The organism is Cellulomonas hominis (genome assembly GCF_014201095.1).
Classification (GTDB): Bacteria; Actinomycetota; Actinomycetes; order Actinomycetales; family Cellulomonadaceae; genus Cellulomonas; species Cellulomonas hominis.
The window spans coordinates 1,896,934-1,917,040 of record NZ_JACHDN010000001.1; the positions used below are offsets into that span (position 1 = coordinate 1,896,934).

At 76.9% G+C, this 20,107-nt stretch carries 19 protein-coding genes; 12 read left to right on the forward strand and 7 right to left on the reverse strand.

Annotation, left to right across the window (positions count from 1 at the left end):
• Positions 1-40: 40 nt before the first annotated feature.
• The 3 genes from HNR08_RS08950 to HNR08_RS08960 form a co-directional block, all read right to left on the reverse strand.
• Positions 41-1,156: a chaplin family protein gene (locus tag HNR08_RS08950; RefSeq protein WP_146839001.1), complete on the reverse strand. Its 1,116-nt coding sequence runs from the start codon at positions 1,154-1,156 to the stop codon at positions 41-43.
• A gap of 84 nt (positions 1,157-1,240) precedes the next feature.
• Positions 1,241-2,497 (reverse strand): hypothetical protein, encoded by a 1,257-nt coding sequence (locus HNR08_RS08955; RefSeq protein ID WP_183834962.1) that lies wholly within the window; start codon positions 2,495-2,497, stop codon positions 1,241-1,243.
• Between the two features lie 227 nt (positions 2,498-2,724).
• A complete protein-coding gene (locus HNR08_RS08960; RefSeq protein ID WP_146838999.1) occupies positions 2,725-3,105 on the reverse strand; it encodes a phage holin family protein in 381 nt (126 codons plus the stop codon).
• 124 nt (positions 3,106-3,229) lie between these two features.
• On the opposite strand from HNR08_RS08960, the gene hisC reads away from it, so the two are divergent.
• The 8 genes from hisC (at position 3,230) to HNR08_RS09000 (ending at position 11,769) form a co-directional block, all read left to right on the forward strand.
• A complete protein-coding gene (hisC, locus tag HNR08_RS08965; RefSeq protein WP_146838997.1) occupies positions 3,230-4,294 on the forward strand; it encodes a histidinol-phosphate transaminase in 1,065 nt (354 codons plus the stop codon).
• Positions 4,295-4,364: 70 nt separating this feature from the next.
• Positions 4,365-5,597 (forward strand): PP2C family protein-serine/threonine phosphatase, encoded by a 1,233-nt coding sequence (locus HNR08_RS08970; RefSeq protein ID WP_307724262.1) that lies wholly within the window; start codon positions 4,365-4,367, stop codon positions 5,595-5,597.
• On the forward strand, positions 5,594-7,210 hold the full coding sequence (locus tag HNR08_RS08975) for a sensor histidine kinase (RefSeq protein WP_246803108.1): 1,617 nt from the start codon (positions 5,594-5,596) through the stop codon (positions 7,208-7,210). Before HNR08_RS08970 ends, HNR08_RS08975 begins: the two co-directional genes overlap by 4 nt.
• Positions 7,211-7,212: 2 nt before the next feature.
• Complete coding sequence (locus HNR08_RS08980; protein ID WP_146838993.1) at positions 7,213-7,653, forward strand: response regulator; 441 nt, start codon at positions 7,213-7,215, stop codon at positions 7,651-7,653.
• A 110-nt stretch (positions 7,654-7,763) separates the two neighbouring features.
• A complete protein-coding gene (locus HNR08_RS08985; protein WP_221286332.1) occupies positions 7,764-7,961 on the forward strand; it encodes a hypothetical protein in 198 nt (65 codons plus the stop codon).
• A 151-nt stretch (positions 7,962-8,112) separates the two neighbouring features.
• A complete protein-coding gene (gene pdhA / locus HNR08_RS08990) occupies positions 8,113-9,237 on the forward strand; it encodes a pyruvate dehydrogenase (acetyl-transferring) E1 component subunit alpha (RefSeq protein ID WP_146838989.1) in 1,125 nt (374 codons plus the stop codon).
• Complete coding sequence (locus HNR08_RS08995) at positions 9,234-10,223, forward strand: alpha-ketoacid dehydrogenase subunit beta (protein WP_146838987.1); 990 nt, start codon at positions 9,234-9,236, stop codon at positions 10,221-10,223. The genes pdhA and HNR08_RS08995 overlap by 4 nt, the downstream gene beginning before the upstream one ends.
• A 31-nt stretch (positions 10,224-10,254) precedes the next feature.
• The gene (locus HNR08_RS09000) at positions 10,255-11,769 is read left to right on the forward strand and encodes a dihydrolipoamide acetyltransferase family protein (protein WP_146838985.1); all 1,515 of its coding nucleotides are present in this window, start codon (positions 10,255-10,257) and stop codon (positions 11,767-11,769) included.
• A 9-nt stretch (positions 11,770-11,778) separates the two neighbouring features.
• Here HNR08_RS09000 and HNR08_RS09005 read toward each other — a convergent pair whose 3' ends face one another.
• The 3 genes from HNR08_RS09005 to HNR08_RS09015 form a co-directional block, all read right to left on the reverse strand.
• Positions 11,779-12,255 (reverse strand): PPOX class F420-dependent oxidoreductase, encoded by a 477-nt coding sequence (locus tag HNR08_RS09005; RefSeq protein ID WP_146838983.1) that lies wholly within the window; start codon positions 12,253-12,255, stop codon positions 11,779-11,781.
• Positions 12,256-12,351: 96 nt separating this feature from the next.
• Positions 12,352-12,756 (reverse strand): NUDIX hydrolase, encoded by a 405-nt coding sequence (locus HNR08_RS09010; RefSeq protein WP_146838981.1) that lies wholly within the window; start codon positions 12,754-12,756, stop codon positions 12,352-12,354.
• Between the two features lie 6 nt (positions 12,757-12,762).
• The gene (locus HNR08_RS09015; protein WP_183834964.1) at positions 12,763-13,452 is read right to left on the reverse strand and encodes a JAB domain-containing protein; all 690 of its coding nucleotides are present in this window, start codon (positions 13,450-13,452) and stop codon (positions 12,763-12,765) included.
• A 190-nt stretch (positions 13,453-13,642) separates the two neighbouring features.
• On the opposite strand from HNR08_RS09015, the gene HNR08_RS09020 reads away from it, so the two are divergent.
• Both HNR08_RS09020 and HNR08_RS09025 read left to right on the forward strand, forming a co-directional pair.
• A complete protein-coding gene (locus HNR08_RS09020) occupies positions 13,643-14,272 on the forward strand; it encodes a copper resistance CopC family protein (protein WP_146838977.1) in 630 nt (209 codons plus the stop codon).
• Positions 14,272-16,386 (forward strand): bifunctional copper resistance protein CopD/cytochrome c oxidase assembly protein, encoded by a 2,115-nt coding sequence (locus HNR08_RS09025; RefSeq protein WP_146838975.1) that lies wholly within the window; start codon positions 14,272-14,274, stop codon positions 16,384-16,386. Before HNR08_RS09020 ends, HNR08_RS09025 begins: the two co-directional genes overlap by 1 nt.
• A gap of 29 nt (positions 16,387-16,415) precedes the next feature.
• Here HNR08_RS09025 and HNR08_RS09030 read toward each other — a convergent pair whose 3' ends face one another.
• Entirely contained in the window at positions 16,416-17,117 is a 702-nt protein-coding gene (locus tag HNR08_RS09030; protein ID WP_146838973.1) for a helix-turn-helix transcriptional regulator, read from the reverse strand.
• Positions 17,118-17,190: 73 nt separating this feature from the next.
• On the opposite strand from HNR08_RS09030, the gene HNR08_RS09035 reads away from it, so the two are divergent.
• Positions 17,191-17,916 carry an alpha/beta fold hydrolase gene (locus HNR08_RS09035; protein WP_146838971.1) on the forward strand — a complete coding sequence of 242 codons (726 nt, stop codon included), beginning with the start codon at positions 17,191-17,193 and terminating at the stop codon, positions 17,914-17,916.
• Between the two features lie 17 nt (positions 17,917-17,933).
• Positions 17,934-20,045 (forward strand): prolyl oligopeptidase family serine peptidase, encoded by a 2,112-nt coding sequence (locus HNR08_RS09040; RefSeq protein WP_246803107.1) that lies wholly within the window; start codon positions 17,934-17,936, stop codon positions 20,043-20,045.
• The last annotated feature ends 62 nt before the right edge of the window (positions 20,046-20,107 follow it).

Sequence of the window (20,107 nt, forward strand, 5' to 3'; positions counted from 1 at the left end):
CCGCACCCGTCGCCGACCGGAGGCGTTCACGCCCGGGCGGTCAGAGGGCCGTCCGGGGGAGACGACGGAGCAGCAGCCCGAGGGCCACCAGCGCCGCCGCCGTCAGGGAGAGCACCGCGGCCGGGGCGCCCGTCGGGGCGAGGGCCGCGGGTGCGAGGCGCACACCCGCCGCGGCGGACGCGTCGAGCGCGGCCGCCACGTCCGCCGCGGCGAGGACCGCGGAGGTGACGGCGGAAGCCGGGGTGGCGGTGCCGTCGGGGGTGGTGCCGGTGCCGGGCGTGGTGCCCGGGGTGGTGGTGCCGGTGCCCGGGTCCGCGACCGTCGCGTCGCCGCCGACGCCGAGCGCCAGGCCGCCGAGCGTCACCGGGACGGAGACCGGCACCGCGAGCCCGAGGCGCGCGAGCAGCCCCTCGCCGGAGCCGGCGCCGACGGTGGCGGCCGGGGCGTCCGCGGCGGTGCCGGACGAGCCGGCGATCGCGGAGTCCCCGAGCAGGCCGACGGCCAGGCTGCCGACGGTGACCGGGATGCTGATCGGCGCGGCGGCGCCGGTGCCCGAGGCGATCCCGGCGGAGTCGCCGCCGCCGACCGTGGCGGCCGGGGCGTCGGAGGCCGGCGCGGTGCCGTCGTCCGGCCCGGTCCCCGTGACGGCGGCGTCGCCCAGGACGCCGAGCGCCACGGAGTCGACCGTCACCGGGACGCCGACCGGCACGGCGACGGCCGTGCCGGAGGCGAGGCCCTCGCCGTCGCCCTGCTCCACCGTGGCGGAGGGGGCGGCCGCGGGGGCCGGGGTGCCGGATCCGGCGACCGCCGCGTCCCCGAGGACGCCGACCGCGACGGCCGACACGTCGACGGGCACGTGCACCGGGGCGGCGACCTCGGTGCCGGAGACGGCGCCCCCGGCGGACCCGCCGGGCACCGACGCCGTGGGCGCGGGTGCGGGGTCCGCCGGGGCGCCGCCGGCCCCCGTCACGGTGGCGTCGCCGAGAAGGCCGGCGGCGAGACCGGACACCTCCACGGGGACGTCGACGGGGGCCTGGATGCCGAGGCCGGCCAGGAGGCCGTCGTCCTCGGCGGCATGGGCCGCGACCGATCCGGCGACGACGAGGCCGCCGGTCAGGAGCGCGGTGTGGATCGCTCGTCTGACAGCTGTGTGCATGGTCCTGCTCCCTGCGTTGAGTCGGGTGCGCCGCGCTGCGGCGCGGTGGCCGGACGGCGGCTGACGTGCCGCCGGGGGCCGGACTCAGGCAGGGAAGACGGGGACCTCGCGCAGGCGGAGGGGCAGCTCGACGCGGCCCCGGGCCGCGGCCACGAGGCGGGAGGCGCCGAGCACGAGCACGGCGGCGGTGAGGACGGCCAGCACGTCGCCGCCGCCGGAGGTGCGCAGCGGGCTGCCGCTGGATCCGGTGCCCGTGCCGGAAGGGGCAGGGGTGCCGGGCGCCGGCGGCGCGGGGCGGTCGGAGCCCGCGGGGGTCGCCGGCGCGGGCGCGGACGCGTCGCCGGGCACCGCGGCGCCGGCGGCGGCCGGCGGGTGCGCGGCGGGTGCGCGGTCGACCGCGGCGGGTGCGGTCGGTCCCGTGCCGGGGCCGGATCCGTCACCCCAGGGCCCGAAGGGCGTGGCGGCGCGGTCCGGGCCCGCGGGGACCGCGGGGGCCACCGGCGCGGCCGGGGTGCCCTCGGGCGCGGGTGCGGCGGGCGGCAGCACGCCGGGCAGGACGGGCCGCAGGACCTGCACCACCGGGGCGAGGACGGTGCCCAGGGGCGTGCCCTCGAGCGCGTCGGCCACCGGCGTCAGCGCGGCGTCGGTGACGGGTGCCGTCACGGGCCGCAGGGCCGGCGCGAGCCCGGCGGCGACGGGGCCGAGACCCGGCGTCACCAGGTCGAGGAGCGGGCCGACGAGGCCCTCGGCGGCCGGGGTGACGACGGGGCGCAGCGGCTCGGTGGCCTGCGCCGCGGGTCCGACGACGTCGTCCGCGAGCGCCTCGACGGCCGGGGCCACCGCGTCCGCCACGGGTGCGACCACCGGGTCGCCCAACGCGGTCGGGACGTGGGCGAGCGCGGTGCCGAGGGCGGCGGGGGCGGTCGGCCGGGCGGCCTCGGCGGCCGGCGGCGTGGTGGACGCGGGTGCGGCGGGTGCCGCCGGCGGGGCGGGTGCGGCGGCCGGGGCTGCGGCGGCCGGGGGCGCGGCGGGCCGGGCAGGGGCGGCGGGCCGGGCCGGGGTGGCGGGGGGCGGCGCGGGGACCGCCCGCTGCGCCACCGGCGCCACGACGTGCTCCGTGACCGGCTGCACGACGGCGCCGACCGCGTCCCGGACCCCGCCGAGCAGCGCGCTCACGGGCCCGGCGGGCGGTGCGGGCGCCTCCTGCGCGGAGGCGGCCGGCGCGAGGCCGACGGCGGCGGCCCCGGCGAGGGCCAGCCCCCCGGCGGCGTACAGGCCCCGGCGGAGCCAGCGGGACGCGACGGAGCGCACGCGCGGTGCACTGCTCGGTCGCGTCGGCATGGCGACTCCCCCGGGTCTCCTGCGGTCGGCCGCGCCGTCTCTGGCGCGACCTCGACCCGACCGACGGTAGGAGCGCCCGCGGACGTCGGCAACGGCGGCTTACTCCGGTCGGGTGACCCCGGCCCGCTGACGTGCGCCGACGCGGGGGCCCGCTCGGCCCCGCCGAGAGAGGTCCGGCGGAGTGGCCCGGCGGGGTGAGGGGGATGGGCGGCGTGGCGGCGTCGCGGTCAGTCGCGGCTGCGCGGGATCGCGACGCTCAGCGCGAAGGAGACGACCGACACGATGAGCGCGCCGACGAACGCGTCGCCGAAGTCGTCGATCCGCAGGCCCCACGAGGTCTGCTCGGTGATCCACGCGGTGAGCATGAGCATCAGCGCGTTCACGACCAGCGTGAACAGGCCGAGCGTGAGGATGTAGAGCGGGATGGACAGCACCGCCACGATCGGCTTCACCACGGCGTTCACGATGCCGAAGACCAGGGCGACCAGCAGGATCACCCCGATGCGCCCCCAGGTGGTGTCGGCGCCGATGATGCTGATGCCGGGCAGGAGCACCTCGGCCAGCCACAGGGCGACGCCGCTGATCAGGACGCGCAGCACGAAGCTCATGGATCGATCCTGCCATCCGCGGCCCTGACGCGGCAGGGTCCGGGCGTGCGGGCCCGTCCCGGCGCGCGTCCGCCTGCTGACCGGCCGCGCGGCCGGGGGGTGGCCCGGTGGCATCCTGGCGGGCGTGAAGCGCGTCCCCCTGCGTCCCGCCCTCGCCTCCCTGCCGCCGTACGTCCCCGGTGCGCGCGCCCCCGTCGGCGCGGCCGCGTACAAGCTGTCGTCGAACGAGAACCCGTACCCGCCGCTGCCGTCCGTGGTCGCGGCGATCGCGGACGGGGCCGTGGACGTGAACCGCTACCCGGACATGTACGCGACCGAGCTGACCGAGGCCGTGGCCGCGCACCTCGGCGTGCAGCCGGACCAGGTCGTCGCGGGCTGCGGGTCGGTCGCGGTGCTGGGGCACGTCCTGGCGGCGTTCTGCGACGCGGGCGACGAGGTCGTGCACGCGTGGCGGTCGTTCGAGGCCTACCCGATCATGGTCACGCTCGCGGGGGCGACCGGCGTCCCGGTGCCCGTCCGTGCGGACGGCCGGCTGGACCTGCCGGCGATGGCCGCCGCCGTCACCGAGCGCACCCGGGTCGTCCTGGTCTGCACGCCGAACAACCCGACCGGCCCGGCGGTGCACGCCGACGAGCTCGACGCCTTCCTCGCGGCCGTCCCGCCCGACGTGCTGGTGGTGCTGGACGAGGCGTACGTGGAGTTCGTGCGCGACCCCGACGCGCCGGACGGTCTCGCTGTGCTGGCCGCGCACCCGAACGTGGTGCTGCTGCGGACCTTCTCGAAGGCGTACGGGCTCGCGGGCCTGCGGGTCGGGTTCGCGGTCGCGGAGGCGCGGCTCGCGGCGGGCATCCGGGCGGCGTCGACGCCGTTCGGGGTGTCGCACCTCGCGCAGCTCGCGGGCGTCGCCTCCCTCCAGGCCGCGGACGAGCTCCTGGACCGGGTGGACCGCATCGTCCGGGAGCGCACCCGGATGCTCGCGGGGCTGCGCGCGCACGGCTGGGACGTCCCGGACAGCCAGGCGAACTTCGTCTGGCTGGGCATCGGCGACGACACCGCGCGGTTCGCGGCCGAGGCGACCCGGGCGGGCGTGCTGGTGCGGCCGTTCGCGGGCGACGGGGTGCGCATCAGCGTCGGCGAGCCCGAGGCGACGGACGTCGTGCTCGAGGTCGCGCGGGAGCTGCGCCGCTGACCCCCGCCACCGGCTTGCGGGCGGCGGCTGCTCGCCTATGCTGCCGAGCAGCGCAGGGAGGGTGGGCCGGGTGACGGAGAGCACGACCCCCGACGGGACCATCCCGTCGGGCTGGCCCGGCCACGTCCCCGACCCCGCCGACCCGGCCGGCGACGGGCAGATCGCGCTCCTCCTGGTCGAGGACGACGACGGCGACGCCCTCCTGGTCGAGGAGCACCTCGCCGACGCGGGGCTCGACGTGCTGCTCCGGCGGGCCCGGACCCTGGACGAGGCGGTCGCGCGCCTGGACGTCGACTGCGTGCTGCTCGACCTCGGCCTGCCCGACGCGGTCGGGCTGGGGGCGCTCGAGCGGCTGCTCGCCGCGGGTGCCCCGGCCGTCGTCGTGCTCACGGGCCGCACCGACACCGGCACCGGCCTGCAGGCGGTGTCGGCGGGCGCGCAGGACTACCTCGTCAAGGGCGAGGTCGACGGCGAGCTGCTCGGCCGGTCCGTGCGGTACGCCGTCCAGCGCCGCCGGCTCGAGGCGGTCGACCGCGCGCTCTACCGGAGCATGGTCCGCGCCGAGGAGACCTTCCGGTTCGAGAGCGCGCTGCTGCCGCGCCCGGCGGTCCGCGACGCGCGGCTGGAGGTCGGCGTCGGCTACCGCGCGGGCCGCGACGGCGTGCTGGGCGGGGACTTCTACGACGTGGTGGAGCGGCCGGACGGCACCGTGCTCGCGGTGATCGGCGACGTCTGCGGGCACGGCCCCGACGAGGCGGCGCTCGGCGCGGTGCTCCGCACGGCCTGGCGGACGCTCGTGCTCGCGGACACCCCGGTGGCGGACCTGCTGCCTCTGGTCGAGCGGGTGCTGCAGTCCGAGCGGGCGCGCGACGAGATCTTCACGACGATGGCGATGGTCGTCGTGGCGCCGGAGCGGACCGAGGTCGACCTGTACCTCGCCGGGCACCCGGTGCCGTTCCTGCTCGGCGACCCGGGCGCGGCCCGGCCGTCGGCGCTGCTGCCGACCGACCGCCGCGGGCGCGCGCTCGGCATCCCCGTGGACGGCACCTGGCTGCCGCGCCGGCTCGAGCTCGACGGCGCGTGGCGGCTGCTCATGTACACGGACGGCCTGCTGGAGGCGACGGTCGGCGGCACCGCGGACCGGATCGGCAAGTCCGGGCTGCTCGAGGTCGTCGACGGGTCGCTCGCCGCGCCGGACGACGGCGTCGTCGAGGACGTGCTGCGCGAGGTGCGGCGGCGGCACGGCGGCGACCTGGTCGACGACACCGCCGTCGTCGTGCTCGGCTGGGCGGGCGGCGCGTGACCGCCGCCCCCGCCGCCCCCGCGGCCCCGCGCGCCCGCGTGACGATCCGCCGCCGCCTCGGCCTCGCCCTCGTCGCCGCCGGCGTGCTGCTCGGCCTGGTGCTCGTCGGCTCCGGCGTCGCCCTGTGGCGGATGCTCGACGCGCAGGACCTGGTGACGGACCGGTACTTCACCGCGATCACGGACGCGGAGACCTCGTACACCCGGCTCGTCGACGCGGAGACGGCCGTCCGCGGCTACGCGCTGACCGGGTACGACGGCACGCTGGAGCCGTACGAGCGCGCCATGGACGCGACGTCCTCCCTCGCGACCGTCGCGGCCCCCGACGTCGCCGCCTCCCCCGCGGTGCGGGACGCCGCGGCCGCCGCCGTCGCCGCCGCCGAGCGGTGGGACGAGGAGTTCGCGCGCCCGACCATCGCCGCCGTCGCGGCCGGCGGGACCGCCGCCGTCAGCCCCGAGCAGATCGAGCAGGGCCGCGACCTGTTCGACGGGACCCGCACGGCCGTCGAGGCGTACCTCGACGTGCTGCGCGAGGGTCGCGACGAGGCCGCGTCCGACCTGGCCGCGTGGACCCGGATCGTCATCGGCTCGCTCGTCGCGCTGGTGGTGGCCGGCGTGGTCGCGGGCGCGGTGCTGTGGCGGACGCTGCGCGCCTGGATCACCGAGCCGCTGGACGCCCTCGCCGCCGACGCGCGGACGGTCTCGGCCGGCGACCTGCACCACGTCGTGCACGCCACCGGCCCCGGGGAGATCGCCGACCTGGCCGAGGCCGTCGAGCGGATGCGCCTGCACCTGGTCGCCCAGGTGCAGGAGGTCGAGCGCTCGCGGTCCGAGATCGCCGACGCGCACGACCGGCTGTCCGAGCAGGCGGAGGAGCTGCGCCGGTCCAACCGCGACCTCGAGCAGTTCGCCTACGTCGCCTCGCACGACCTGCAGGAGCCCCTCCGCAAGGTCGCCTCGTTCACGCAGCTGCTGCAGAAGCGGTACGGCGGGCAGCTGGACGAGCGCGCCGACCAGTACATCGGCTTCGCCGTGGACGGCGCGAAGCGCATGCAGCAGCTCATCCAGGACCTGCTCGGGTTCTCCCGGGTCGGGCGGCTCGGCGGCGAGCTGTCCGACGTCTCCCTGGAGCAGTCGCTCGCGGACGCGCTGGAGAACCTCGGCGGGCTCGTGGAGGAGACCGGCGCCGTCGTCACGCACGACCCGCTGCCGGTCGTCCGCGGCGAGCGGCCGCTGCTCGTGCAGCTGTTCCAGAACCTCGTCGGCAACGCGATCAAGTTCCGCGACCCGGGGCGTGCGCCGGTGGTCCGGATCACCGCCGCGCAGGTGGCAGACTCGTGGGAGCTCGAGTGCCGGGACAACGGGATCGGCATCGACCCGCAGTACGCGGAGCGCGTCTTCGTGATCTTCCAGCGGCTGCACCCCAAGGACGTGTACGAGGGCACCGGCATCGGCCTGGCCCTGTGCAAGAAGATCGTCGAGTACCACGGCGGTCGCATCTGGCTCGGCGAGCTCGACGGACCCGAGGCGCACGGCACCAGCATCCGCTGGACCCTGCCGGCCGCCGAGGAGCCCGCGCCGGACGCACCGGCCGGACCGGAGGAATCGGAGTGAACGTGGCACGCACCGGCAAGGTCATCGACGTCCTGCTCGTCGAGGACGACCCGGGCGACGTCCTCATGACGCGCGAGGCGTTCGAGGACAACAAGGTCGCCAACCGGCTCGCGGTCGTGTCCGACGGCGTCAGCGCGCTGGCGTACCTGCGCAAGGAGGGCGAGCACGCCGACGCCCGCACCCCGGACCTGGTGCTGCTCGACCTCAACCTGCCCCGGATGGACGGGCGGGAGGTCCTCGAGGCGATGAAGAACGACGACGCGCTGCGCAGCATCCCCGTCGTCGTCCTCACGACGTCGGAGGCCGAGGAGGACGTGGTGCGGTCGTACTCGCTGCACGCCAACGCCTACGTCACCAAGCCCGTGGACTTCGAGCGGTTCATCGAGGTCGTCCGGCAGATCGACGAGTTCTTCGTCGAGGTCGTGCGCCTGCCGCAGCGCTGAGCGCGGCGCCCGCGAGGCGGGCGAGGATGCTGGTCGCCATGGCTGAGGACTGGACGGACGACGAGGTCTGGTAGTGGCTCACCGGCGGGGTCGGCATCGTCCTCGTCGCCGTGGTGTGGCTGCTCCTGCTGATCGCCTACATCCGCGTGATCCAGAAGGCCGGGTACTCCGGCCGGTGGGTCCTGCTGGGCCTGGTCCCGGTGGTGAACCTCGTGATGTTCGTGGTGTTCGCGTACTCCCGGTGGCCGGTGCAGCGCGAGGTCGACGAGCTGCGCCTGCGCGCCGGCCAGGGCGGCCCCCCGCGCTGACGCCCGGGGGTTGTCGGGACCCCACAACGGGGGACGTCCCGTCTTGACGCGCCCCGGGGCCTCGGACCTACGGTTGCGTAGCCTACGCTGGCGTAGGTTGCGACAGGCCCCCCGGTCCCCGGGCGGGCGCCCCCAGGCGAAGGAGTACCGCGTGAGCCCCAGCGGTCCGCTCACCGACGACGGCCTGGTCCAGCTGCTCACCCCCGCGGGCGAGCGCGTGGACCACCCCGACTACGCACCCCGGGTCGCGCACCTCGACGCCGGCGCCCTGCGCGGGCTGTACCGCGACATGGTGCTGGTCCGGCGGTTCGACACCGAGGCGACCGCCCTGCAGCGGCAGGGCGAGCTCGGGCTCTGGGCGCAGAGCCTCGGGCAGGAGGCCGCGCAGATCGGCTCCGGCCGCGCGCTCGCCCCGCAGGACTACGTCTTCCCGTCCTACCGGGAGCACGGCGTCGCGCACACCCGCGGCCTCGACCTCACGCAGGTGCTCCGGCTGTTCCGCGGCATCGACCACGGCGGCTGGGACCCCGAGGAGTTCCGGTTCCACCTGTACACGCTGGTCATCGGCTCGCACACCCTGCACGCGACCGGGTACGCCATGGGCGTGCAGCGCGACGGCGACGTCGGCACCGGCGACCTCGCGCGGGACACCGCCGTCGTCACCTACTTCGGCGACGGCGCGACCTCCCAGGGCGACGTCAGCGAGGCGCTGGTCTTCGCCGCCGTGAACAACGCGCCGCTCGTGCTGTTCTGCCAGAACAACCAGTGGGCCATCTCCGAGCCGACGACCCGGCAGGCCCGCGTCCCGCTCGCGGCGCGCGGCCCCGGCTTCGGCGTCCCGAGCGTGCGGGTCGACGGCAACGACGTGCTGGCCTGCTACGCGGTCACCCTCGAGGCGGCCGAGCGCGCGCGGTCCGGCGGCGGCCCGACCCTGATCGAGGCGTTCACCTACCGGATGGGCGCGCACACCACCTCCGACGACCCGTCGCGGTACCGGTCCGCCGCGGAGGAGGAGTACTGGCGGCAGCGCGACCCGATCGACCGCCTGGAGAAGCACCTCGAGGCGGCCGGCGAGCTCCCCGCGGAGTTCCGCGCCGGGCTCGAGGCCGAGGCCGACGCCCTGGGCGAGCGGGTCCGCGTGACGGCCCGCGCGCTCGGCCGGCCCGAGACGAGCACCATGTTCGAGCACGTGTACGCGACGCCGCACAGCGTGGTGGACGCCGAGCGTGCCTGGTTCGAGCGCTACGAGGCGTCGTTCACGGGGGGCGGCAAGTGAGCCAGAAGCTGACGTTCGCCAAGGCGATCAACACGGGCCTGCGCAAGGCCCTCGAGCGGGACCCGAAGGTCCTCCTGATGGGCGAGGACATCGGCGCGCTCGGCGGCGTGTTCCGGGTGACCGACGGCCTCGCGAAGGACTTCGGCACCGACCGCGTCGTCGACACCCCGCTCGCGGAGTCCGGCATCGTCGGCACCGCCATCGGCCTCGCCCTGCGCGGCTACCGCCCGGTGTGCGAGATCCAGTTCGACGGGTTCATCTTCCCGGCGTTCGACCAGATCACCACCCAGCTGTCGAAGATGCACTACCGGTCCGCCGGGCGGCTGAACCTGCCCGTCGTCATCCGGGTCCCGTTCGGCGGCGGGATCGGCGCGGTCGAGCACCACTCCGAGTCGCCCGAGGTGCTGTTCGCGCACACCGCCGGCCTCCGGGTGGTCAGCCCGTCCGACCCGCAGGACGCGTACACGATGATCCAGCAGGCCATCGCCTCGCCGGACCCCGTGATGTTCTTCGAGCCGAAGGGCCGCTACTGGGAGAAGGGCGAGGTCGACCTCGACGCCGACCCGCTCGACGCCCCCTCGACGCTCGACGGCGCCCGGGTGCTGCGCCGCGGCACGGACGTCACCCTCGTCGCCCACGGACCGACCGTCGCGACCGCGCTCAAGGTCGCCGACGCCGCCGCGTCCGAGGGCCGGTCCGTCGAGGTCGTCGACCTGCGCGCCATCTCGCCGCTCGACATCACGACCGTCGCCGAGTCGGTGCGCCGCACCGGGCGCTGCGTCGTCGTGCACGAGGCCCCGGTGCTGTACGGCACGGGCGCCGAGGTCGCCGCGCGCGTCACCGAGGAGTGCTTCTACCACCTGGAGGCCCCGGTGCTGCGCGTCGGCGGGTTCCACACCCCGTACCCCGTCGCCAAGCTCGAGCACGAGTACCTGCCCGGCCTCGACCGCGTCCTCGACGCCGTCGACCGGGTGCTCGCGCACTGACCGACTCGTCCCACCCGAGGGAGCACCACCCGTGCCGTCCTACCAGCAGTTCCGCCTCCCCGACGCCGGCGAGGGCCTGACCGAGGCCGAGATCGCCGCCTGGCACGTCGCCGTCGGGGACACCGTGGCGATCAACCAGACCGTCGTGGAGATCGAGACCGCGAAGTCCCTGGTCGACCTGCCGTCGCCGTTCGCCGGCGTCGTCACGCGGCTGCTCGTCGCCGAGGGGGAGACCGTCGAGGTCGGCACGCCGATCATCGAGATCGACACCGATCCCACCGGGGAGCACCCGGACGGGCCCGGGGCGACCGGGGTCGGGCCGGAGGTGCCGGTGCACGGGCCGACGTCGGACGCGGACCCGGTGGCGGCGGCGCCCGCGGCCCCCGCCGCTCCCGCGGAGGAGGCCGAGGAGGCCGGCGGCGCGGTGCTCGTCGGGTACGGGACGGCCGCGGCGCCGACGCGCCGCCGGGCGCGGTTCACCTCCGCCGAGGGCGACCCGGAGGCGGGGGCGCCCGCCGCCGCCGACGCCGGTGCCCCGGCGGTGCGGCCGACGACGGCCGGCCCCGGCGCGTCGAGGGCTGCCGCCGAGCCCGCGGCGCCGGTCGGCGCGCCCGCCGGGGAGCTCGCCGCGGCGTCCGGCCGCCGCGCGCTCGCCAAGCCGCCGGTCCGCAAGCTCGCCCGCGACCTTGGCGTGGACCTCGACTCCGTGCAGGCGACCGGACCGGGCGGCATCGTCACCCGCGAGGACGTCCTCGCCCACCAGGCCGCCGCCGAGGCGCGCCAGCTCGCGACCTACCCCGGCGACGACCAGCCGTGGCTCGCGTCCGGCACGGTCTCGCCCGACGGCCGGCAGACCCGCGTCCCGGTGAAGTCCGTGCGCAAGCGCACCGCGGAGGCCATGGTGACCTCGGCGTTCACCGCGCCGCACGTCACCGTGTTCCACACGGTCGACGTCACCCGGACGATGAAGCTCGTCGCCCGGCTGCGCGAGGACCGCGAGTTCCGGGACGTGCGCGTGACGCCGCTGCTCATCGCCGCCAAGGCGCTGCTGCTCGCCGTCCGCCGGCACCCCGACGTCAACGCGTCCTGGGACGAGGCCGCGCAGGAGATCGTCTACAAGCACTACGTGAACCTCGGCATCGCCGCGGCCACCCCGCGGGGGCTCGTCGTGCCGAACATCAAGGACGCGCACCGCCTCGGCCTGCACGACCTCGCGCTCGGGCTCGCCGACCTCACCGCGACCGCCCGCGCCGGCAAGACCACCCCGCGGGACATGTCCGACGGCACGATCACCATCACGAACGTCGGCGTCTTCGGCATCGACACCGGCACCCCGATCCTCAACCCCGGCGAGGCCGCGATCCTCGCGTTCGGCGCCATCCGCGAGCAGCCGTGGGTGCACAAGGGGAAGATCAAGGTCCGGCACGTCACGCAGCTCGCGCTGTCCGTCGACCACCGGCTGGTGGACGGGGAGCTCGGGTCGCGGGTGCTCGCGGACGTCGCGGCGGTGCTGGCCGACCCGGCGCAGGCGCTGGTCTGGGGCTGACGAGCCCCGTCAGGCGTCCAGGCGCGCGGCGACGTCCGCGGGGAAGCCGCCGGTCGCGACCGGCCCCCAGCGGGTCGGCGTGACCCGGATGAGCGACTTGCCCTGCACCCGCATCGCGGCGCGGTACTCGTCCCAGTCGGGGTGCTCGCCCGCGATGCACCGGTAGTAGTCCACCAGCGCGTCCTCGGCCTCGGGCATGTGCAGCACCTCGGCGTCCCCGTCGACCTGCACCCACGGGCCGTTCCAGTCGTCGGAGAGGACGACGACCGAGACGCGGGCGTCGCGCTCGGCGTTCACCGTCTTCGCGCGCCCCGGGTAGGTCGAGACGACGATGCGGCCCGACGCGTCGACGCCGCCGCTGACCGGGGAGACCTGCGGGCGGCCGTCGCGGCGGTTCGTCACCAGCAGCAGGTGGTGCCGCGGGCGGACGAAGTCGAGGAGCTCGGGCAGGTCGACGGCGCGGTTCGTCGCGATGGTGCGGGCCATGGGGTCGAGGGTAGGCGCGGCCCGCGCGGGGCGTCCCGTCGTCCGCGGGGGCGGGGGGCGTGCCGCGCACCGCCCCGGGGTGGAGAGCCTCGCCGCTCAGGCCGCGGCGCCGCCGCCCAGCGCGAGCAGGTCCACCGTGAGCGGCGCCAGCGGCAGCCGCCCCGCCTCCTCGGGCGTGACCCACACGGCCTCGGCGATCTCCGCGGTCGCGACCACGTCGGTCACCCCGTCCACGGCGAACACGTGCGCCTCGAGCCGGTGCCCCGGCTCGTTCGCGGCCGCCGCCTCGCGCCGCCCGACGGACCGCACCCGCGCGGGGTCGACGACGACGGCCAGCTCCTCGCCGATCTCCCGGACCACGGCGTCGCGCGGGTCCTCGCCCGGTTCGATCTTGCCGCCGGCCTGCATGTACGCCGCGGTGTCCCGCTTGCGCACGAGCAGCCACCGCCCGTCGGGGTCGGTGATGACGGCGGCGGCGATGCGGATCACGGGCTGGCTCACAGGACGTCATCCTGCCCGGGCGGCACCGGCCTCCGCCACGCTCGTCCACGCGTCGCCCGCGAGCACCAGGTGGTCGAGCAGCCGGACCCCGCAGTGCGCGGCCGCGTCGGCGACGGCCGCCGTGGCGTCCCGGTCGGCGGGCGCGGGCAGCGGCTCGTGCTCGTCGTGCCGGTGCGCGAGCGCGAGCGTCACCCCGCCGCGGCGCAGGGTCTCGGCGAGCACCTCGCGCACCGCGAACGGCCGGCCGTGCGCGACGGCCCCGGGGACGACGACCGCCCCGAGCAGCCGCGACGCCCGGTCGCCCGCGACGGCGACCACCCGCCCGTCGGCGGGGCCGCGGAGCAGGGGACCGGCGATCCGCGCGACGTCCGCGGGCGTGCGGACGGTCTCCCGGCGGTCGGTCGAGGTCCCGAACCGCCGGGCCAGCGCGAGGGCGGCGACGACCCGCGTGGCCTTGGCCGGGCCGACGCCCGGTGCGCCCAGCAGCGCCGCGGAGTCGGCGTGCGCGAGTCCGGCGAGCCCGCCGTGCGCGACGAGCAGGTCCCGGGCCGTGTCGAGGGCGCTCGACCCGCGCCGCCCGGACCCGAGCAGCAGCGCGACGAGCTCGACGTCGGACAGCGCGTCGGCCCCGAGCCGCAGCATGCGCTCGCGCGGCCGCTGCGCGGGGTCCAGGTCGGCGATCGTCACGGTCGTCACGTCCTCGACACTAGGGGCGGCCCGGGGCGCCGCCGCGGTTGTCCACAGGCCCGGTTTCCCCGCGGACGGGACGCAGGCCGCCATGATCGACCCGGCCACCGACACGACCGCCGGCGCGGCCGCCCGCGCAGCCGCGTGACGCCCGCCACCCCCGCAGCGGAGCGGCCGTCGCGCGGGTGATGATGGGGGCGTGACTTCCTCCGTGCGCCGGACCGGCGCGCCCCTGACCCTCGTGCTCCTGCCGGCGCTGCTCGCCCTGCTGGTGCTGCTGGCCGGCGCGCCCCGGGCGGCCGCGCACAACACCCTGCAGGGCACCGACCCGGCCGACGGCTCGACGGTGGACACCCCGCCGTCCCACGTCACGCTGACGTTCGGCCAGCCGGCGCAGGCGCTCGGCACCGAGGTCGTCGTGCTGGGCCCGGACGGGGCGGTCGCCAGCACGGGGTCCGCGGAGCTCGTGGACACCACGGTCGCGCAGGCGCTCGCCGGCGGCCTGGCGGCCGGCACGTACACCGTGCAGTGGCGTGTGACGTCGGCGGACGGGCACCCGCTGTCCGGCGAGCTCACCTTCACCGCTGCCGCGCCGTCGCCCGCCGCGACCGAGGCCCCGCCGACCGCCGACCCGACCGAGCCGGCCCCGGTCGCGCCGTCCCCGGCGGCCACGATCTCGGCGCAGCAGGAGGTCGTGGAGGACGAGGACGCCGGCCTGGAGGCGGGCGTCGTCGCCGCGATCGTCGTCGCGGTGCTGGCCGCGGGCGCGGTCGCGGTGTTCGTCGTGCGGGAGCGGCGCCGGTCGGGGACGGACCGGTCGGAGGACTGATGGCACCGGGCGTCGCCGCCGCACCTCGCCCCGCCCGCGCCGACCGGGCGGCGGACGGGGGCGACCGCGCGTCGTCGTGGCTGCGCCTGGTCGCGCTCGGCGTGGCGGCGGTCGCCGCCGTGGTCGCCGGGATGGCCTTCACGGGCGCCGCCGCCCCGACCGCGCTGCGCGACCCCGGGGCGCTCGTGCGCTGGGGGCTGCCGGTCGCGTCGACGGCCGCGGAGCTCGCGGCGTCCGCGACGCTGGGCGGCCTCGTCCTGCTCGCGACCGTGCTGGTCCGCCGGCAGGACGGCGCGGTGGTCCGCGCGGCCTCCGGCGTCACGGGGGTCGCCGCCGCGGTCTGGACGCTCGCCGCCGTCGTCGAGCTGGTCCTGACGTACGCGAACGTCGCCGGCCTGCCGCTGGACGACCCGGCCTTCGGCGGCGAGCTCGGGCAGTTCGTCTCGCAGTTCGAGCTGGGCCGGGTGCTGCTGTTCGTCGCGGTGGCCGCCGCCGTGGTGACCGCGCTCGCGCTGATGACGACGTCCCCGGTCGCGGCGGTGTGGACGGCGGTCCTGGTGCTCACGGCGCTGTGGCAGTCCGCGCAGACCGGGCACGCGGCGGGCGCGGCCAGCCACGACCTCGCGACGTCGTCGATGTACCTGCACCTGGTGGGCGCGGCGCTGTGGATCGGCACGCTGGTCGCGCTGTCCCCGCTGGCGCACCGGCTCGGCGCCGACCTCGCGCCGGCGGTCGCCCGGTTCTCCGTGATCGCGGGGTGGTCCCTGGTCGCCGTGGCCGTGTCCGGCGTCGTCAACTCCGTCATCCGGCTCGGCGCGTGGTCCGACCTGGGCTCCCGGTACGGCGTGCTGCTGCTGGTCAAGGTGGCGCTGTTCGGGGTGCTCGGGCTGCTGGGCCTGGCGCACCGCCGCCGGGTCGTCGGCCGCCTGGCCGGCGACGAGCGCGCGCCCGCGACGTGGCTGTTCTGGCGCCTGGTGCTGGTGGAGCTCGCCGTGATGGGCGCGGTGTCCGGCGTGGCCGTCGCGCTCGCGTCGTCGCCGCCGCCCGTGCCGGACGAGCCGATCGCGGACCCGACCCCGGCGGAGATCGTCACCGGCCACGCCCTGCCGCCGCAGCCGGGCACGGCCGAGTGGCTGACGCAGTGGCGGTGGGACGTGCTGCTGGCGAGCGCGGCCGTCGCCGGCCTGGTCGTCTACGTGCGCTGGGTGCTGCGGCTGCGCCGGCGCGGCGACGCGTGGCCGTGGCTGCGCACCGCGTCCTGGGTGACCGGGATGGCGCTGTTCCTCTGGACCACGTCGGGTGGCCCGGCGATGTACGGGCACGTGCTGTTCAGCGCGCACATGGTGCAGCACATGCTCCTGGCGATGGTCGTCCCGGTGCTGCTGGCGCTCTCGGCCCCGGTGACCCTGGCGCTGCGCGCGCTGCCGTCCCGGGCGGCGGCGTCGCGCGGCGCGGGCCGAGCGCCGGGAGCCGGCCCGGACACCTCGAAGGGCCCGCGCGAGTGGCTGCTCGGCCTGGTGCACAGCCGCTGGGGCCGGTTCTTCGCGAACCCCGTGGTCGCCGCGGTGAACTTCGCCGGGTCGATGGTGGTCTTCTACTACACCGACGTCTTCCGCTGGGCCCTGACCTCCGAGGTCGGGCACTACGCGATGGTCGTGCACTTCTCGCTGGCCGGGTACCTGTTCGTCAACGCGCTCGTGGGCATCGACCCCGGCCCGACCCGGCCCGGCTACCCGCAGCGCCTGCTGCTGCTGTTCGCGACGATGGCGTTCCACGCGTTCTTCGGCGTCGCGCTGACCACCGGCGACGTGCTGCTGGTGCCGGACTGGTTCGGCCTGCTCGGGCGCGAGTGGGGGCCGTCGGCGATCGTCGACCAGCAGCGCGGCGGCGGCGTCGCGTGGGGGATCGGCGAGCTGCCGACGCTCGCGCTGGCGATCGGGGTGGCCTTCGCCTGGGCCCGCGACGACGAGCGCACGGCCCGGCGCCGGGACCGCAAGGTCGACCGCGACGGGGACACGGAGATGGACGAGTACAACGCGATGCTGGCCCGGCTGGCGGCGCGGGACGGCGACGACGCCCCGCGGGGCGGAGCAGCGCGGCCCGGGGACGACTAGCCCCCGGGGGTGCGCCCGCCCGGCCGTCCTCACGCACCTCGCCGCTGCACGGAACGCGCCGTCGCCGGCGGGACCCCGACCTCCTCGATGCCGTGGCCCTCGCAGGGGATCGAGGTCACAGCGGCGTGCCCGATCCGCGTCACGACGAACCACCGGATGCCGCCGCGCAGCCGGCACCAGCCGATCAGGTACCACCGCCCGTTCCGGGAGCCGAACATGATCGGCTCGACGTCGCGCACGGTGTCGCTGCCGTCCCCGGAGGTGTAGCGGATGCGCACGACGCGCTGCTCGGTCATCGCCTCCTCGAGCGCCGACCGGACCGTGCGGGCGGCGGACGACGGCGGCGCGTCCACCCACACGCGGCTCGCGAGCGCGTCGGCTCGCGCCCGGGTCCGGGGGTCGAGCACGTCGAGGATCTTCTGGATCCCGGCCGAGGCCAGGTCGGCGTAGGGCGCGTCCGGGGCGGCGGAGACGGCCGCGAGCAGGGCGACCGCCTGCGCGGGGCTCAGGCTCACCGGCGGGAGGTTCGCCCCGGCCGCCAGGCCGTAGCCGCCGCCCGGACCCGGGCGCGACCAGACCGGCGCACCGCTGCGGTCGAGGGCGTCGAGGTCCCGCTTGATCGTCCGCACCGAGACGCCGAACTCCGCCGCCAGCCGCTCGGCCGTGCACCCGCGGGACCCGCTGCGGCGCAGCAGCTCGGTCAGCGCGTGGAGCCGCTCGGCCCGCTTCATCGCGGCGATCCGGTCGAGATCATGTCAGAGATGGTGACACACCGGTGTCCGCCGGGGGTGCGAGGGTCGCCGCATGACGACCACGACGACAGAACCGACCATCATCCTGATCCCCGGCCACTGGCTGGGGGCGTGGGCCTGGGACGAGGTGGTGGCGCACCTGACGGCCGCCGGCCGGCGCGCCGTCCCGATGACCCTTCCCGGCCTCGACGCGACCGACGACGACCGGGCGTCCCGGACCCTGGACGACCAGGTGGCGGCCATCGAGCAGACCCTGGACCGCGCGGGGGCATCCGCCGAGCGGCCGGTGGTCGTCGTGGCGCACAGCGGAGCCAACGCCCCGGTCAGCGTCGTGCTCGACCGGCACGCCGAGCGCGTCGGCCGCGTGGTCTGGGTCGACAGCGGGCCGGTCGCGCCCGGGACCGTCTTCGCCCCGGGCGATCTGGACGAGCTGCCCCTGCCGCCCTTCGACGCGCTGGCGCAGCAGGCCAGCCTCGAGGGACTGAGCAGCCAGGTGCTGGAGCGTTTCCGGGCGCGCGCCGTCCCGGAGCCCGGCCCCGTGCTCCGCCAGCCGGTGGACCTCGCCGACGACGCCCGCCTGCAGGTCCCGACCACGCTGGTGTGCTGCTCGATCCCCGGCGCCCAGGTGCTGGAGCTCGCCCGGGCCGGCCACCCGGTGTTCGCCGAGGTCGCGAGGCTCCGGGACGTCGACACCGTCGACCTCCCCACGGGTCACTGGCCGATGTGGAGCCGCCCCGACGACCTCGCCCGGCTCATCGCCGCCGCTGCGACGCGCTGAGGTGATAGGACGGCGGGGTGACCGATGACGCCGCCACCCCGCCCAGCCCCTTCCACGACCTCGACGCCTACGTCGCCCTGCCCCGGATGTCCGGCCTGGCGCTGTCCCCGGACGGCAGCCGCCTGGTCACCGCGGTCTCGACGCTGGACGCCAAGCGCACCCGGTACCTGACCGCCCTGTGGGAGGTCGACCCCGAGGGCGTCCGCCCGGCCCGCCGCCTGACCCGCTCCGCGAAGGGCGAGTCCTCGGCGCGGTTCGCCTCGACCGGCGACCTGCTGTTCACCTCGGCCCGCCCGGACGCCGACGCGGAGGCCCCGGACGACGAGCCGCCCGCCGCGCTCTGGCTCCTGCCCGCCGACGGCGCGGAGGCCCGGGTGGTCGCGTCCCGCAAGGCGGGGATCGACGGCGTCGTGGTCGCGCAGGACGCGCCCGTCGTGGTCGTCCCGTCCGAGGTGCTGCCGAGCGCGGCCGACGACGCCGAGGACGAGCGGCTGATCGGGGTCCGCAAGGACGCGAAGGTGTCCGCGATCCTGCACACGCAGTACCCGGTGCGGTTCTGGGACCACGACCTCGGCCCGTCGGAGCCGCACCTGTTCGCCGGCGACCTCACGACCGTGGCCGCCTCCCCGGAGGCCGGCGCCCCGGCGCCGCGGCTCGCCCTCCGCGACCTGACGCCGCGGCCGGGCGTGGGGCTGCGGCACCAGGACGCCGTGCTGTCGCCGGACGGCCGGACGCTCGTCACCTCCTGGACCCGCCCGGGCGCGCGCGGCGCCCTGCGCCAGGTGCTCGTCGCGGTCGACGTGGCGACCGGTGCCCGGCGCACCCTGGTGGACGACCCGACGGCGGACGCCGGCTCCCCGGTGGTCTCCCCGGACTCGCGTCGCGTCGCCTACCTGCGCGAGACGGTCAGCACCCCGACCGCCGCGCCGCAGGTGCAGCTGTGGGTGCTCGACCTCGACGCCCCGGACGCCGCCCGCCGCGTGGCCGCCGACTGGGACCGCTGGCCGCACGAGGTCGCCTGGACCCGTGACGGTGCCGGGCTGCTCGTGCAGGCCGACGACCTGGGCCGCGGGCCGGTGTTCCACGTGGCCCTGGACTCGGGGGCCGTGACCCGGGTCACCGCGGACGACGCCGTGTTCTCGGACCTCCGGGTCTCGCCCGACGGCCGGACGCTGTACGCGCTGCGGGCCTCGTACGCCGCCCCGGCGCACCCCGTCCGGCTCGACCTGGCCGGGGCGCTCGCGGACGGCGTCCCGGTCGAGGCCGTGGCCCTGCCCGCGCCGGCGCCGCTGCCCGCCCTGCCCGGCACGCTGACCGAGGTCACCGCGACGGCGGAGGACGGCGCGGAGGTCCGTGCGTGGCTGGCGCTCCCGGAGGGCGCGTCCGCGGCGTCGCCCGCCCCGCTGCTGCTGTGGATCCACGGCGGCCCGCTCGGCTCCTGGAACGCCTGGTCCTGGCGCTGGAACCCGTGGATCCTCGCCGCCCGCGGCTACGCCGTGCTGCTCCCCGACCCGGCGCTGTCCACCGGCTACGGCCAGGACTTCGTCCAGCGCGGCTGGGGCGCGTGGGGCGCCGCGCCGTTCACCGACCTCATGGCCGTCACCGACGCCGCCGTCGCGCGCGCGGACGTCGACGAGACCCGCACGGGTGCGATGGGCGGCTCGTTCGGCGGGTACATGGCGAACTGGGTCGCCGGGCACACCGACCGGTTCCGGGCGGTCGTCACGCACGCGAGCCTGTGGGCGCTGGACCAGTTCGGCCCCACGACGGACGACTCGTTCTACTGGGAGCGGGAGATGACGCCGGAGATGGCGCTCGCGAACTCCCCGCACCTCTCGGTCGACAAGATCGTCACGCCGATGCTCGTGGTGCACGGCGACAAGGACTACCGGGTGCCGATCGGCGAGGGCCTGCGGCTCTGGTACGAGCTCCTGTCCCGCTCCGCGCTGCCGGCGGACGACGACGGGAACACCCCGCACCGGTTCCTCTACTTCCCGGACGAGAACCACTGGGTGCTCACGCCGCAGCACGCGAAGGTCTGGTACCAGGTGGTGGAGTCGTTCCTGGCGGAGCACGTGCTGGGCCTGGGCGGGGACGACGTCCCGGCGCTGCCGGAGGTGCTGGGCTGACGTCCGGCCGGGGCCGCGGGGTGTCAACACCCCGCGGCCCTCAGGACTTGCACGGGCATGAC